This window comes from Streptomyces sp. NBC_01717, assembly GCF_036248255.1.
Classification (GTDB): domain Bacteria; phylum Actinomycetota; class Actinomycetes; order Streptomycetales; family Streptomycetaceae; genus Streptomyces.
The window spans coordinates 8,386,984-8,402,955 of record NZ_CP109178.1; the positions used below are offsets into that span (position 1 = coordinate 8,386,984).

A 15,972-nucleotide genomic window follows, 5' to 3' on the forward strand; every position below is an offset into this window, starting at 1 on the left:
CCCGCGCCTGCCTAGCGTGGCAGCGTGAGCCAACAGGCATCCAGCGACCGCAGCCGTGCACCGAGACCCGCGCACGGCTGGGGTCACGCCCTCCTGACGGTGCTCGCCGGGCTGGTGGCCATGGTCGCCACGGCCGCCCTCGGCCTCTGGGCGGCGGGTGCGACCGGCCTGCCCGGCAGCGCCTTCCCGCGCGTCGTCGCGGCCGTCGTCGTGATGGCGGCAGGCGGATCCGTCGAGCTCTCGGGCAACGCAGGGGACCTCGCCAGGACCCATGCGGAGTTCTCGGTGCTTCCGCTGTCGGTGACCCTGGCCGGCGCCCTGGTGATCGCCGCGGGATTTCTGCGGCCGCTGCGCCACCGGGCCGTCGCGGGCACGCGCGAACTGGCCGGCTGGGCCGCCCGGGTGGCGGTGCTGTGGGCACTGGTTCTCATCGGCCTGTCGGTCCTGGCCAGAGCGACCTTCGACATTCCCGTGCGCGATGCGACCGACGCGGCCGTCGCGGACCTGCTGGGCGTCTCCCCGAAGGTCGGGTTCCGGACCGATATCCCCCTCACCTTCGTACTCGGCCTGATCTGGCTGGCCGGCATCCTCGTCCTGGCCCTGCTCGTGTCGCACAGTGCCCCGCTCCCGGGCCGCCTCGTGCGATTCCAGGAGTCGGTGCGCCCGGCCGCGTACGCGATGGTCGCGCTGCTGCTGGGGTACGTCGTCGTGGGTCTGGTGGTCGCACTCGTCGTCATGGCTGTCCGGGGGCACCCGGCCGACACGTTCGCCGTAATCCTCCTGGGGCTGCCGAACCTTGTCTGGCTCGCCTACACCCTGGGGCTCGGCGCGTCCTGGGAGGGGAAGGTGGACGGCCCCTTCGGGCTGCCGATGCCGCAGATGCTGGACTCGGTACTGCGTACGCCGGACATCTCCACGGTCAATGTCTCCACGCTCGCCGAACAGGACGGACGGGCGTGGTGGCTGGTCGTCGCCGCCGCCGTGCTGACCGTGGCTGCAGCGTTCCTCATGGCGGTCCGCTCACCGGCCCGGATACGGCCCTGGCAGCATGCCGTGCACATGGTGGTGGCGCTCGTCCTCACCGTGCTGACCATCTGTCTCGTCGCGAGGGTCTCCGCGCACTACGGCGTGTCGCTGCTCGGCATCGGAGATCTCGGCGGCGGCCTCGGCGGGGAGCTGACGCTGCGACCACGGCTGTTGTCCGCTCTCGCTGTCGCCGCCCTCTGGGGCCTGGTCACCGGCTTCCTCGGCGGTCTGCTCGCCTCCAGGGTCGACCGGCGCGGAGAAGTGCCGACGGACGGCTGAGACGGGCGCGACCGCAGCCGTCAGCGTACGAACCCCGGGAACACGGGAAGCGCCCAGTGCGGCGGCGTGGGCGGTGGTTCGGGCCCGGTGGCCCAAGCACCGATTCGCTGGTCCACCTGGGTCGGCGGATGGTCCTTTTGCACCGTGCTCCGCGCTGCCGAGCGCAGCGCGGCGACGAACTGCAGACAGGAGTCGTACCGGTCGTCAGGGCTCTTGGACAGGGCCTTTGCCAGGACGTCGTCGACGGCGGGCGGGAGATCGGGGCGCCGACCGGTCAGCGGTGGCGGCGGGTCGAACTGATGGGCCCACAACAGCGCCATGTCGTCGTCCCGCTGGAACGGCGGTACGGCAGCCATCGTCTCGAAGACCACACAGGCCAGGCTGTAGACATCGCACCGGCCGTCCACCGGGCGGCCGGAGATCTGCTCGGGTGCCACGTAGTCGAGCGTGCCGACGAACTGGCCCACCGAGGTGAACCCGGTCAGCGACAGCGACTTCTTCGTCAGCCCGAAGTCCGTGAGGTACACATGCTCCGGGTGGTCGCTGTCCGTGCCCGCAGCGACCAGGATGTTGCCGGGTTTGACGTCCCGGTGCACCAAGTCGTGGTCGTGTGCGGCGTCGAGCGCGGACGCCACCTGCGCGGCGATCCGGACCGCCGCCGCGATCTGCAACGGCCCCTGGCGGTCGATGAGGGCGCGCAGGTCCTGGCCGGCGACGTAACGCATCGCGATGTAGAGGATGCCCTCGGTCTCCCCGGCCTCGAAGACCGGCACGATATGCGGATGGTCGATCGCGGCGGCCACCCTCGACTCGTGGGTGAACCGCTTCCTGAAGGTGTCGTTGCGGGCGAGTTCGGGGGCGAGCAGCTTGAGCGCGACCGTCCGGTCCAGCCGCAGATCCCTGGCGCGGTACACGACCGCCATGCCGCCGCGGCCGATCTCGCTCTCCACCCGGTAACCCGCGATCTGCCTGCCGAGCAGGTCGGACGGTCGGCCCACGGGCAGCTCCGTGTCCTGACGCGGGTCGGGGGAGTGCGGTGGGCCCGGCGCGGGGGCTGGGCACATCATGGGTCACCCGTCCGGGTGGGCGGATGCGCGGTGTCCGACCGGGGCTCGTCGACGGACCCCAGGAGCTGCGTCGGCTCGGCATCGGCGGTATCCGCCGGGCGGTATGCGGCCGGCCGCGCGGGGTCGACGATCTGCGTCGGCTCAGGCTCCGGTGCGTGCACCTCGTCGGTCCCGGGGTGCACAGGGGCCTCGCTCGGGCGGCCTGGACCGGCCGAGGCCGCGTACGTACTCAGCTGCGTCCCTTCGCAGTACACCCAGCGCTCGTGCTCGGCGTCGTACAGCCACACCGCCTCGCCGTCGACGACCATGCCCACCCGCAGCCCCTGGGTACGACGGTGGAAGGTCCCCCCGTCGATCCGGCCCTCGGCCAGCGCCTCCGCGGCGCCCCGGTACCGGGCCAGCGACTCCTGGACCTGAGCCATCAGCGGCCGGGGGTCCGCGGTGCGTGCGAGCGGCTGTCCGGACTCCGGTGGGCCGTGTGGTACGGAGACGAGCAGCCGGCCGTCCACCCATGCCGACCAGCCGTTCGCGCACAGGATCCGCCCCCAGTCGCCGCGCCGGCCGACCAGCTGGACGGGGAGCAGCGGATCGAGCGGCTCGGCCGGCCGGGACATGTCGGGTGCCTCCCAGGCGGACATCCCGCCCGGGGGGACTACGTGTGTGGGGCGGAACTCCGGTGTCGCCATGGGCTCCCCGCCTCCGCTACTTCCGCATGATGACGGGCTCGTGCCGGCGGAGCAGCCGCGCCACCACCAGTCCGAAGACGACCGACAGCACCACCAGCATCCCCATGTTCAGCAGCCACGCTGCCGCGGAGTGGTCGAACAGCGGATCCGAGCTCACCTTTCCCGGCACGATCCTGCCGAGCTCGATGGTCCCGCCCATCGCCGCGAGCGCCCACCGGGACGGCACCAGCCACGCCACCTGCTCCAACCCGGGCACGCCGTGCAGCTTCAGCAGCGCACCGCAGAAGACCACCTGGACGATCGCGAGGAGCACCAGCAGCGGCATGGTGACCTCCTCCTTGCGCACCAGTGCGGAGACGACCAGACCGAGCATCATCGCCGTGAACGACAACAGGGCCACGGCCAGCGTCATTTCGACCAGCGGTGGCAGGAGAACGCCCTTGCCGCCCGGGGCGTTCAGATCGACGCCCGCCAGGCCGACGAGGGTCAGGACCACGGCCTGCAGTACCGTAATGGTGCCCAGGACGACCACTTTGGACATCAGATACGCCGATCTGGACAGCCCGACGGCACGCTCCCGCTGATAGATCGCCCGCTCCTTGACCAGCTCCCGTACGGCATTGGCGGCGCCGGTCAGCACGGCGCCCACGCAGAGGATCAGCAGCGCGTTGATCGCCGTGTCCTGGGTCAGCCGGCTGCCGGCCAGGGCCCGGGTCATCGCACCCATCACGAACGGCAGAGCGATCATGATGGCCAGGAAGGTCCGGTCGGCGCTCAGCGCGGCGGCGTACCGGCGGACCAGTGTCCGCAGCTGAGCGCCCCCGCTCCGGGTCTTCGGCGGCGGGGCGACCGGCGCGACCGCGGAGTGCGGCAGCCGGGGCTGCGCGGTGGAGTTCGCGATGTACTGCCGGTGGAACGGGGACGCGCGGTACTCCGCCGACCAATCCCGGTCCCGGTCGTTCTCGAAGGCCTCGAACGCCTCCGGCCACTGCTCGAACCCGAGGAAGGGGAGTGCATCGTCCGGCGGCCCGTAGTAGGCGGTCTTCCCGCCGGGGGCGAGCACCAGCAGCCGGTCGCAGACATCGAGGCTGAGCACACTGTGCGTGACGACGATGACCGTACGCCCGTCGTCGGCGAGCCCTCGGAGCATATGCATGACCGAGCGGTCCATGCCGGGGTCGAGCCCTGAGGTCGGCTCGTCGAGGAAGAGCAGTGACGGCTTCGTCAGCAGCTCCAGCGCGACGCTGACGCGCTTGCGCTGGCCGCCGGAGAGGCTGTGGATCGGCTGCTCCGTCCGCTTTTCCAGAGCCAGCTCACGTATCACTTCGGCGACCCGGGCCCGGCGTTCGGACGGGTCGGTGTCGTGCGGGAAGCGGAGCTCGGCGGCGTACCCGAGGGCGCGGTGCACGGTCAGCTGGGAGTGCAGGATGTCGTCCTGCGGGACGAGCCCGATGCGATGGCGCAGCTCGGCGTAGTCGTGGTAGAGGTCTCGGCCGTCGTAGAGGACGCTGCCCTCGTCGGCCGGCCGGAGTCCGGTCAGTGCGTTGAGAAGGGTGGATTTGCCGGAGCCACTCGGACCCACCACGCCGAGCAGACACTTCTCGCCCACCGGGAAGGAGACATCGTCGAGCAGGGTCTTGCGGCCCCCGTCCACGGTGACCGCCAGGTCCTGTACATCGAGGGAGACCTCACCGGTGTCGACGAACTCCTGCAGCACGTCGCCGACCAGAGAGAACTCGGAGTGACCGATGCCGACGATGTCACCGGCGGCGACCGGGGCGCGGCCGACCAGCTGGCCGTTGAGATACGTGCCGTTGTGCGAGCCGAGGTCGACGATCTCGTACGTGCCGTCCGGATGTGCCCGCAGTTCGGCGTGCCGGTGCGAGACGGTCAGGTCCTCGACGACGAGGTCGTTGTCGGCGCTGCGGCCGATGCGTACGGTGTGGACGGGCCGCGGCCGCACGGTGGTCGGCTGCCGGAACGTGCCGGTGGCCGCGGGCATGGAGACGGCCGACGGGCGGTCGGCCGGGTGCAGCGCGGGGGAGGCGGGTTCCTGGCCGACCAGCACGGCGCACGGCCCGTCCGCGGGGTGACCGAACCGGATGACGCTGCCGGGACCCACGCCCGACTCATGGATGCGCTTGCCCCCGGTGTACGTACCGTTCGTGCTGTTCTCGTCCTCCAGGGACCAGTGGTCGGCCACCGGCCGGAGCACCGCATGGTGCCATGACACCCGGACATCGTCGATGACGATGTCGCTCAGGGGGTCGCGGCCGACGTGGTAATCCCGGCTCGGACTCATCACCGTGGGTCCTGCATCGGTTTCGAGCACGAGTTCGGGCGCGGTCGACGTGACAGGCCGGTCTACCATGCTCGAATTCTATCTATTGGTCCCTTTGTGTGCTTGTGGGTCACTGCCGACATTTCCCGACGCAGCGGCGCGTACACCCGTCACCGCAGAGCCGCTTCCCGCGACGGCCGAGGTCACGGAAGCGGCACTGCTGTCTTCGTGAACGGACTCAGGCGCCCAGGGCCGCCGAGACGACCGCCTTGGCCTCGTCCTGCACCCGGCCGAGGTGATCGGAACCCAGGAACGACTCCGCGTAGATCTTGTAGACGTCCTCGGTGCCCGAGGGGCGGGCGGCGAACCAGGCGTTCTCCGTGGTCACCTTGATGCCACCGATCGGTGCGCCGTTGCCCGGAGCCGAGGTGAGCACCGCCGTGACCGGTTCGCCGGCCAGTGTGTCGGCTGTGATCTGCTCCGGCGAGAGCTTGGCGAGTACCGCCTTCTGCTCGCGATCGGCGGGGGCGTCGATGCGGGCGTACGCGGGCTCACCGAAGCGCGCGGTGAGTGCCGCGTACTGCTCCGACGGAGACTTCTCCGTCACTGCGAGGATCTCCGACGCCAGCAGCGCCAGGATGATGCCGTCCTTGTCGGTCGTCCAGACCGAACCGTCACGGCGCAGGAACGACGCACCGGCCGACTCCTCGCCGCCGAACCCGAACGACCCGTCGACCAGACCGTCCACGAACCACTTGAAACCGACCGGCACCTCGACCAGCTGCCGTCCGAGATCGGCGGCGACCCGGTCGATCATTCCCGACGACACCAGCGTCTTGCCGACGCCCGCCGCGGCCGGCCACTGTGCGCGGTGTGCGAACAGGTAGTTGATGGCTACCGAGAGGTAGTGGTTCGGGTTCATCAGTCCGGCGTCCGGGGTGACGATGCCGTGCCGGTCGGCATCCGCGTCGTTGCCGGTGGCGATCTGGTAGCGGTCGCGCTGCTCGATCAGCGACGCCATCGCGTACGGCGAGGAACAGTCCATCCGGATCCTGCCGTCCCAGTCCAGCGACATGAACCGCCAGGTGGGGTCGGTCAGCGGATTGACGACCGTCAGATCGAGCCGGTGCTGTTCGGCGATGCGGCCCCAGTACGCGACGGATGCGCCACCCAGCGGGTCCGCGCCGATCCTCACCCCGGCGGCACGGACCGCGTCGAGGTCGAGCACGGACGGCAGATCCGCCACGTAGCTGCCGAGGAAGTCGTACGTCGAGGTGGTCGGCGCCGCCAGCGCGCGGACGTACGGCAGCCGCCGCACGTCCTTCATGCCGGCCGCGATGATCTCGTTGGCCCGCTCCTGGATCCAGCCGGTCGCCTCGGACCCGGCCGGGCCGCCGTTCGGCGGGTTGTACTTGAACCCGCCGTCGCCGGGCGGATTGTGGGACGGCGTCACCACCACACCGTCGGCGAGACCCGACGTACGGCCCCGGTTGTGGGTGAGGATCGCGTGCGACACCGCCGGGGTCGGGGTGTAGCCGTCGGCGGAGTCGATCAGCACCGTCACGTCGTTGGCGGCGAACACCTCCATGGCGGTGACCCGAGCGGGCTCCGACAGCGCATGGGTGTCCGCCCCGAGGAACAGCGGCCCGTCCGTGCCTTGTGAGGCCCGGTACTCGCTGATGGCCTGGCTGGTCGCGGCGATATGGTCCTCGTTGAACGCAGTGGCCGTCGACGAACCGCGGTGGCCGGAGGTGCCGAACGAGACCCGCTGGTCCGGCTCGGCCGGATCGGGGTGCAGCGTGTAATACGCCGTCACCAGCCGGGCCACATCGGTGAGGTCCTCCGGCCGCGCCTGCTGTCCAGCTCGTTCGTGCGGCATCTGCCCACTCCTCCGTATCGGTCGGTCGTCCTGCTCTGCCCGCCGGATCATTTTCGCCGGTGGCCGTCCGCGACCGGTGGCTGCCCCGCCGCACGGACGGCCACCGCGGCCGCATAGCCGGCCGGAACCAGCACATCGGCGACCGTCCAGCCCGCCGGCCCGGGCCGCGGCACGGGCCCGGTGCCCAAATGGTCGAGGGAGAGATCGCGGGCCAGCCCGATGCCCTCGCCCTTGAGATACGCCTCCTTGCGCGTCCAGGCCCGGGCGAAGGCGACGGGCCGGTCCGACGCAGGGAGCGCCGCCAGCTCCCGGGACTCCGCCGGATGCAGCATCGCTCCGACCTCCGCCGCGGCCTGACTGCCCGGTACGGCCTCCACATCGACGCCCAGCGGCACGGCGGCGAACGCGAGAAGCGACAGGTCCCGGCTGTGCGAGAGCGAGAAGTGCACCCCGCCGTCGGTCACGGGCCGGCCGTGCGGACCACCGCAGGACGGGCACGGCTCGCGGACCATCCGTACGTCGCGGGGTTCGACGCCCAGCCGGGCACCGAGCAGTATCCGCAGCGCCACATGGGCCGCGACATAGCAGCGGCGGTCGGCCGACGCGGCGAAGCTCTCGGCGCGCCGCTGTTCCCCGGCGTCGAGGATCCCGGGGGCGAGCCGCTCCGCACGATCACCGTGCCGCACGGCGTCCACGATCCACATGACAGGTATCCGGGCAGGCCACGACGGCAGCGCACCCCGGTTGGCATCCTCCGGGTCGAACTCGATGGGCTGATGCACAGGTCGAGTCATCCATCCCTGTTCTTGCGCGGTATCCCCGGTTTCAGCCGGGGAGGGGAACGCATTCTAAGCCCGGAGGCGCGAAGCGCCGGAGTTCGCTCCGCCTCTGTCGTCACGGTCGGATAGGCCGCTTCTGGCCTTCGATGTACTGGCCGATCACGGTCAACGGTGCATCGCCGCATGACCTTGCGAAGTAGGAGCGCCAGGACCCTCGCAGCCCCGGCCCTCGACCTTCGCCTAGACCTCCCGACCTCGAAGCCGCCGCCCGCAGGTCGGCCACCCGCGCCTGCGCCCTCGTCAACCGCGCGCTCTGCGACGACCAGGAGAACGCCCCACCGAACGATTCGCTCGGTACTACAACTGGCCGCTGCGCTGCCTGAACGAAGTTTCGAACACCTCGCCCGCCAGGAATCACGGAACTTGTCCACCCCCGACGACCGGGACGCTTTGACTCCGCTCAGGCGAATGCGGCACTGCGGCACCGAAACGTCCCGGGCGTGCCACCTGTCGGGCTTCATCTTTGTGATGGACCAATATTTGGCTGGATACACCACGAGGAAAATAATCAACGTGTACAGGGGCACAAGCAATGGTGCCGCGAACGTTCGATGAGACTGAGCCCTGGCCTAAGAATTCACGGCAGGGATGGCGCCGCTCCGCTGGCCGACGGCGCCACGCGGGGTCAGTCTTCGGCTTCGGCCACTGGCTTCTGCCATGGCCACCGCCCGGTGATCTCGAGCTCGAGAGAAAAGCTGAGGAAGGTGCGGATGCCCACGATCACGGCCAGCACTCCGACGCCTGCGTACGTCGGTTCGACGGCGACTGTACGGATGATATCGCCGGCTACGAGGAACTCCAGCCCCAGCAAGATCGATCGCCCGACGCGACGGCGATAGCCGCGGTACACGCCCGCCTGTCGGCGACTGATCCGGATAGCCGCGAGAACGGTCGCCAAGAGCGTTCCCACGACTATGATGGCTACGCCGGCGGCGTCAACGCCTCGACCGACCAGTTCCACGATGTGTTGGAACTCCACAGCATCCCCTTCTCGCGCCGACCCGAATCCGCCCGTTTGTGGACCGCAACCTCTGTTGCCACCGACTAAATCTCGGACGGAAGCGAGCTCTATTTACCGGCTGCGAGTTCCTCAGTGCATTCGATCGAGTACTTCGTCAGTCGACAGCAACGCATGGGCGAAGAAACGGTAGTTGATGATCGCCGCCTGATAGCCGTCGCCCCAGACCGGGTGTCGGGGTCCAGCTGTTGCGTCCCTGACCACGGCGACCTCAAATCCCTCCTCGATGAGGTGACGCATATGGGACTCGACGCACATGTTCGCCAGCATCCCGCCAAGAATAATCCTTTGTATTCCCCGCTTGCGCAGCTGCAGAACCAAGTCGTTGGTTTCCGGTCCGAATACCTTGTGCGGGCTGGCGACCACCGTTCTGCCGTCTTCGATATAGGGTTTGAAGCGGTCCAGCCAGTCTGCCCCGGAGTTTTGGAACCCGGTCAGATCGAGCTGTCCCGTCCGTGCGAACGTATGGGTCTCGAGCTCGCTTGTCTCGAGCGGCCCGTTCATTCGCCATCCGTTGTCGGTCGGGTAGAAGTAATGGGGCGAGATGAAGACCTCGTATCCGCCCGCCTTCGCCGCCTCGAAGATTCTCTCCATATTCTCGACGGTCCTGTTCTCTGTGACGCTCGCTCCCACCGCGTCCCAGTTCGCTCCGTCCTCGCTCAGCACGTCGTTCTGTGGATCGATGAACACAACCGCCGTGTCGGTCTTCTTGATTTCCACCTGGCGCTCCTCACGCGTCAACAAACCACTGGTGTGCGAGCATTCGGTACAGCAGATGTCCTTGAAGCACATTCCGATTCCGGTGACGCGAGGTCGCTTCCTGAGCCGGTGCGGATTGTTCCGACACCAAGCGGCATCACTCGAGTGCCATGCTCACTTCGGGGTGTGTGCCCTGAGGAGGCGCTGTCCCGGTCATTCGCCCTCCGTTCCACTGTGACCCATCGCGGGGCGTTCTGCATCGGTGAATTGCTGCACCTCGGTCGCCGTCCCTGCCAATTCCACCGGCCCGGCTGAGATCAGTCGGCCCGCGGACGAGCACAGAACCGCGTCCATCGCGACCGGACACGGCGCCGAGCCAGGTCCTGTCCGGCGGATCATGTGACTGCCTTGCGACCCCACTCGAACGTTCGCCTGCGGGCAATTGCATTCTGGTGCGCCGCACCAGAGCGCCCGATTAGCCTCCCTGTCATGCCCATTGAGATGAATGACACCGTGCGCAGCCTGCTTGACGCCCGTCGGCGGGGCCTCATGGGGACAGATGGGGTCAGTTGGGGGCCGGAAGGACGGGGAAACCCCGTGAACGATCATCGTGCCCTGAGTGCGCCCATGTGTGCTGACCTGCTGAAACGGCGAATCCGGGGGCGGTCAGGGAAGGGGCGCGCTCTGGTGAGGTGAGGAAGCGTCAGCGGCGTGAAGCGCTGCCCTGATTCTATTTGTGTGGCGGTCCGCACGGCCTCCGGCATAGGTTCGTCCGCGATGCGAGCAGCTCACCGCGCACGGGGAGGCGCGAAGGGCTCCGCCCGGACACGGAGAGACGACATGGCACCGAACGAGCCCGCACCCGCCGGCCGCCCACTGCTGCGGAAGGCCGCAGTCAAGGACGCAGAGCCCCTCACCCGGCTCTTTCTCGCCTCCCGCGCCCAAACCATGTCGTATCTCCCGAAGTTGCACAGCGACGCGGACACCCTCGCCTGGATGACCCACGTCGTCCTGCCCGGGACCACGGTGTGGGTCGCCGAGACCGGGACGGGCGACATGCTCGGGTTCGCCTCCGTCGAAGGAACCGAGCTCGAACACCTCTATCTGCGCCCCGATGTACGACGCCGGGGCATCGGTTCGCTGCTTCTGGCGAAGGCCCGCGAGATCTCTCCCGAAGAGCTCACCCTGCATGTCTTCCAGCGCAACACCGATGCCCGGGCGTTCTACGAGCGGTACGGATTCACCGCCGTCGACTTCAACGACGGCAGTCGCAACGAGGAGAAGGAACCGGACGTCCTGTACCGGTGGACGGCGCGGGGCTGACCGCATCCGCCGGATGTACGCCCCGGGGCACGGGTTCGCCCAGGGGCCTCCTCTGCACCACCGGTCTCTGACGCCGACCGGCTGAATCAGCACCACGCGCGCGGGGTCCGCATCTGCGGGCCCCGCTTCGTGCTGCGCCGCGTGCCATCGTCCCGCCCACCCGTGAGCAGGTACCTTGCATGACCTTTCACGGTTACGCAAATTGATTGCATAATTTACAGATCACTTACGGAGTGATCGGTACACCCATAAAGGCCTATCTCTAGGCCCAGTTGGCTGAGAGTCGCTGCCATCCCGCGCGCATCCTTCGGCTATCCGTTCTGCGAAAACTGTGGACTGACTCTCAATCCTCTGCAACTCTCTGACCGCAAAACGCAAAAGTCCCGTCAGGCAGTGCAGAAATGCGTGCCGTGCACGTCCGCAGACAGAGCCGCGCCCTCGACGCGCCCTGCGCCGAGGCCGAAGATCGGGGACATATGAGAACCCAATGCTGGAGACGGCGGGTCCTTTCCGCCGTCGTCACCACCAGTCTTCTGATGATCGGCTGGCCGGCGCTCACCGCCTCGGCGGCCGGCGGTCCGAACATCGCCGTCGGCCGACCCGCCGCCGCGAGCAGCGCCAACAGTGAGTACACCGCCCGGAACATCACCGACGGAGACCGGTCGACCTACTGGGAAGGAGCCGGCAGCAGCCTGCCCCAGTGGGTGCAGACCGACCTCGGAACCGGCACCCGCATCGACCAGGTCACGCTGAAGCTGCCCGCGGGCTGGGAGAGCCGGCAGCAGACACTCTCGCTCCAGGGCAGCGCCGACGGCACCAGCTTCTCGACGCTGAAGACCTCCGCCGCCTACACCTTCGCTCCAGGCAGCTCCAACGAGGTGACCATCGCCTTCCCGGCCACCCAGACCCGCTTCGTGCGTGTGAACATCACGGCGAACACGGGCTGGCGGACCGCGCAGCTCTCCGAGCTGGAGGTCCGTGCGGCGGGGGAGTCGTCGGTCAATCTTGCCGCGGGACGCACGCTGAAGGCGAGCAGCTACACCGAGACGTATGTGGCCGCCAACGCCAACGACGGCAACCCGGCCACCTACTGGGAGTCGCGCAACGGCGATCTGCCGCAGTGGATCCAGGCCGACCTGGGAGGCTCGGTGCGCGTGGACCGAGTGGTGCTACGGCTGCCGGACGGCTGGGAGCCCAGGACCCAGACACTGAAGATCCAGGGAAGTACCAACGACTCGGACTTCACCGACCTCACCCCGTCCAAGGACTACGCCTTCAGTCCCACCGGCGGTGAGACGGCGACGGTCTCCTTCGACGCCACCACCACGCGCTACGTGCGGGTGCTGGTCAGCGCCAACACCGGCCGGGCGGCCGCCCAGCTCTCCGAACTGGAGATCTACGGTCCCGGGACCGGCGACACCGATCCGCCGACGGCGCCCGGGGGGCTGGCGTACACCGAGCCGACGACCGGTCAGATCAAGCTGACCTGGCAGGCGTCGACGGACAACATGGGCGTCACCGGCTACGACATCTACGCAAACAACGCACTGCTGACCAGCGTGGCCGGGGACGTCACCACGTATACCGACACCCGTCCCGCCGATGCCACCGTTGCCTACTTCGTGCGGGCCAAGGACGCGGCGGGCAACGAGTCGGCCAACAGCAACACGGTGACCCGCAGGGCGGACACGGGGGACACGCAGGCGCCGACCGTGCCCGCGGGCCTCTCCTTCACCGAGCCGGCCTCCGGTCAGATCAAGCTGACCTGGCAGGCGTCGACGGACAACAAGGGCGTCACCGGCTACGACATCTACGCAAACAACGTCCTCCGCAAGAGCGTGGCCGGCGACGTCACCACGTACACGGACACCCAGTCCGCGGGCACCACCGTCTCGTACGTCGTGCGAGCCAAGGACGCGGCGGGCAACATATCCGGCGACAGCAACACCGTCACCCGCAACGGCAGTGGCGGATCGGCCTCCAACCTCGCCGTCGGCAAGCCGATCACCGCCTCGTCCGTGGTCCACACGTTCGTCGCCGAGAACGCCAACGACAACCAGCTGACGACCTACTGGGAGGGCGCGGGCGGCAGTTATCCGAACACCCTCACCGTGAAGCTGGGAGCCAACGCCGACACCGAGAGTGTCGTGGTCAAGCTCAACCCGGACAGCAGCTGGGGCGCCCGGACCCAGAACATCCAGGTCCTCGGACGTGAGCAGAGCGCCACGTCCTTCACGAGTCTGGTCGGGGCGAAGGACTACGCGTTCAGCCCCGCGACCGGCAACACGGTAGCCATCCCGGTCGATGCCCGGGTCGCCGACGTCCAGCTGAGGTTCACCTCCAACACCGGATCCGGTGCCGGCCAGGTCGCGGAGTTCCAGGTCCTGGGCGCCCCGGCTCCCAACCCGGACCTGCAGGTCACCGCGATCGGCGCCGCTCCTGCCGCCCCGGTCGAGTCGGACGCGATCACCCTGGCCGCGACCGTGCGCAACAGCGGAGCGGTCGCTGCGCCGGCGAGCAAGCTCGAATTCCGGCTCGGCGGCTCCAAGGTGGCCACCGTGCCGGTGGGCGCGCTCGCAGCCGGATCGTCCACCCAGGTCAGTGCGGACATCGGGCCGCGCGACGCGGGCTCGTACGAACTGAGCGCCGTCGCGGACGCGGCGGGCGAGGTCATCGAGCAGAACGAGACCGACAACACCTATACACGTGCGGACGCGCTGGTGGTGAAACCGGTGTCCAGCTCGGACCTGGTGGCCACCGCGGTCACCACCTCGCCGTCGGCACCGGCCGACGGCGACAACGTCACGTTCTCCGTCGCGGTGAAGAACCAGGGCACCGTGGCATCCGCGAGCGGCAGCCACGCCATCACGCTGAGTCTGATCGACTCCAAGGGCGCCACGGTGAAGACCCTCACCGGTACGCACAGCGGAGCCATCGCCGCCGGTGCGACCACCGCGCCGGTGAACCTGGGCAGTTGGACGGCCACCAACGGCTCGTACACCGTGAAGGTCGTGCTCGCCGACGACGCCAATGAGCTCCCGGTGAAACGGGGGAACAACACCAGCACCGAGTCGCTCTTCGTCGGCCGCGGGGCCAACATGCCGTACGACACGTACGAGGCGGAGGACGGCGTCACGGGCGGCGGCGCCCAGGTCGTCGGCCCGAACAGGACCGTCGGTGACGTCGCGGGCGAGGCGTCGGGCCGCAAGGCCGTCACCCTCAACAACACGGGCAACTATGTCGAGTTCACCACCAGGGCGAGTACCAACACCCTGGTGACGCGGTTCTCCGTTCCGGACTCCGCGGGCGGCGGCGGCATCGACACCGAACTCAATGTGTACGTGGACGGCACCTTCCTGAAGGCGATCGACCTCACCTCGAAGTACGCGTGGCTGTACGGCGCCGAGACGGGCCCCGGCAACGCGCCGGGATCCGGGGCGCCCCGGCACATCTACGACGAGGCGAACATGATGCTGGGAAAGACCGTTCCCGCCGGGAGCAGGATCCGGCTGCAGAAGGACGCGGCCAACACCAGCACCTATGCGATCGACTTCGTCAGTCTGGAGCAGGTCGCGCCGGTCGCCAACCCGGCCCCCGCCTCGTACACCGTCCCCGCCGGATTCACCCACCAGGACGTCCAGAACGCCCTGGACAAGGTCCGGATGGACACCACCGGACAGCTCGTCGGCGTCTATCTGCCGGCAGGTGAGTACGAGACGTCCAGCAAATTCCAGGTCTACGGAAAGGCAGTGAAGGTCGTCGGTGCGGGGCCCTGGTACACCCGGTTCCACGCCCCGTCCGGGCAGGAGAACACCGATGTCGGATTCCGCGCGGAGGCCAGTGCGAAGGGTTCATCGTTCGCGAACTTCGCGTACTTCGGCAATTACACCTCGCGCATCGACGGACCGGGCAAGGTGTTCGACTTCTCGAATGTCTCCGACATCGTGATCGACAACATCTGGAACGAACACATGGTGTGCCTGTACTGGGGAGCGAACACCGACGGCATCACCATCAAGAACTCCCGCATCCGCAATCTGTTCGCCGACGGCATCAACATGACCAATGGCTCGACCGACAACCTCGTGACCAACAACGAGGCCCGGGCCACGGGCGACGACAGCTTCGCACTGTTCTCGGCGATCGATGCCGGGGGCTCGGACATGAAGAACAACGTCTACGAGAATCTGACCTCGATCCTCACCTGGCGTGCCGCGGGAGTCGCCGTCTACGGCGGCTACAACAACACCTTCCGCAATATCCGTATCGCGGACACCCTGGTCTACTCGGGGATCACGGTCAGCTCGCTGGATTTCGGATACCCGATGAACGGCTTCGGGACCGAACCGACCACGATCGAGAATGTGTCGGTCGTCCGTTCCGGCGGCCACTTCTGGGGGTCGCAGACCTTCCCCGGGATCTGGTTGTTCTCGGCGTCCAAGGTGTTCCAGGGCATTCGCATCAACAACGTGGACATCGTCGATCCGACGTACAGCGGCATCATGTTCCAGACCAACTATGTGGGAGGGCAGCCCCAGTTCCCGATCAAGGACACCGTCCTCAGCGACATCTCGATCTCCGGAGCCCGCAAGAGCGGCGACGCGTACGACGCCAAGTCCGGCTTCGGGCTGTGGGCCAACGAGATGCCGGAGGCCGGCCAGGGGCCGGCGGTCGGTGAGGTCACCTTCAACGGCCTGACGCTGAGCAACAACGCGCAGGACGTGAAGAACACGACCTCCACGTTCCGGATCAACATCAACCCGTAACACGGAACCGCAGGTCAGGGACGCCGCCCGGAAGGCTGGGCGGGCGGCGTCCCGGGCCGCGCGAAAGCTCCGCCACGCACGTCACATGCGTAGCACTGTCAAACTTTTA

The 15,972-nt window shown here is 68.3% G+C and carries 10 protein-coding genes; 3 read left to right on the forward strand and 7 right to left on the reverse strand.

The window, feature by feature from the left end; genetic code table 11:
- Nucleotides 1–24: 24 nt before the first annotated feature.
- Nucleotides 25–1,305: a streptophobe family protein gene (locus tag OHB49_RS37995; protein WP_329165443.1), complete on the forward strand. Its 1,281-nt coding sequence runs from the start codon at nucleotides 25–27 to the stop codon at nucleotides 1,303–1,305.
- A 20-nt stretch (nucleotides 1,306–1,325) separates the two neighbouring features.
- On the opposite strand, the gene OHB49_RS38000 is transcribed toward OHB49_RS37995, so the two are convergent.
- From OHB49_RS38000 to OHB49_RS38030, 7 genes are all read right to left on the reverse strand, one after another.
- The gene (locus OHB49_RS38000) at nucleotides 1,326–2,369 is read right to left on the reverse strand and encodes a serine/threonine-protein kinase (protein ID WP_329166766.1); all 1,044 of its coding nucleotides are present in this window, start codon (nucleotides 2,367–2,369) and stop codon (nucleotides 1,326–1,328) included.
- Entirely contained in the window at nucleotides 2,369–3,058 is a 690-nt protein-coding gene (locus OHB49_RS38005; RefSeq protein WP_329165444.1) for a hypothetical protein, read from the reverse strand. Before OHB49_RS38005 ends, OHB49_RS38000 begins: the two co-directional genes overlap by 1 nt.
- A 16-nt stretch (nucleotides 3,059–3,074) precedes the next feature.
- On the reverse strand, nucleotides 3,075–5,429 hold the full coding sequence (locus OHB49_RS38010) for an FHA domain-containing protein (protein WP_329165445.1): 2,355 nt from the start codon (nucleotides 5,427–5,429) through the stop codon (nucleotides 3,075–3,077).
- 148 nt (nucleotides 5,430–5,577) lie between these two features.
- A complete protein-coding gene (gene pgm / locus OHB49_RS38015) occupies nucleotides 5,578–7,218 on the reverse strand; it encodes a phosphoglucomutase (alpha-D-glucose-1,6-bisphosphate-dependent) (protein WP_329165446.1) in 1,641 nt (546 codons plus the stop codon).
- Between the two features lie 47 nt (nucleotides 7,219–7,265).
- Nucleotides 7,266–8,012: a 4'-phosphopantetheinyl transferase family protein gene (locus OHB49_RS38020; RefSeq protein WP_329165447.1), complete on the reverse strand. Its 747-nt coding sequence runs from the start codon at nucleotides 8,010–8,012 to the stop codon at nucleotides 7,266–7,268.
- Between the two features lie 670 nt (nucleotides 8,013–8,682).
- Nucleotides 8,683–9,036 carry a DUF1622 domain-containing protein gene (locus OHB49_RS38025; protein WP_329165448.1) on the reverse strand — a complete coding sequence of 118 codons (354 nt, stop codon included), beginning with the start codon at nucleotides 9,034–9,036 and terminating at the stop codon, nucleotides 8,683–8,685.
- Between the two features lie 111 nt (nucleotides 9,037–9,147).
- Entirely contained in the window at nucleotides 9,148–9,795 is a 648-nt protein-coding gene (locus OHB49_RS38030; RefSeq protein ID WP_030973257.1) for a cysteine hydrolase, read from the reverse strand.
- A gap of 819 nt (nucleotides 9,796–10,614) precedes the next feature.
- On the opposite strand from OHB49_RS38030, the gene OHB49_RS38035 reads away from it, so the two are divergent.
- The gene (locus tag OHB49_RS38035) at nucleotides 10,615–11,097 is read left to right on the forward strand and encodes a GNAT family N-acetyltransferase (protein WP_329165450.1); all 483 of its coding nucleotides are present in this window, start codon (nucleotides 10,615–10,617) and stop codon (nucleotides 11,095–11,097) included.
- A 476-nt stretch (nucleotides 11,098–11,573) separates the two neighbouring features.
- The gene (locus tag OHB49_RS38040; RefSeq protein WP_329165451.1) at nucleotides 11,574–15,863 is read left to right on the forward strand and encodes a discoidin domain-containing protein; all 4,290 of its coding nucleotides are present in this window, start codon (nucleotides 11,574–11,576) and stop codon (nucleotides 15,861–15,863) included.
- Nucleotides 15,864–15,972: the final 109 nt, after the last annotated feature.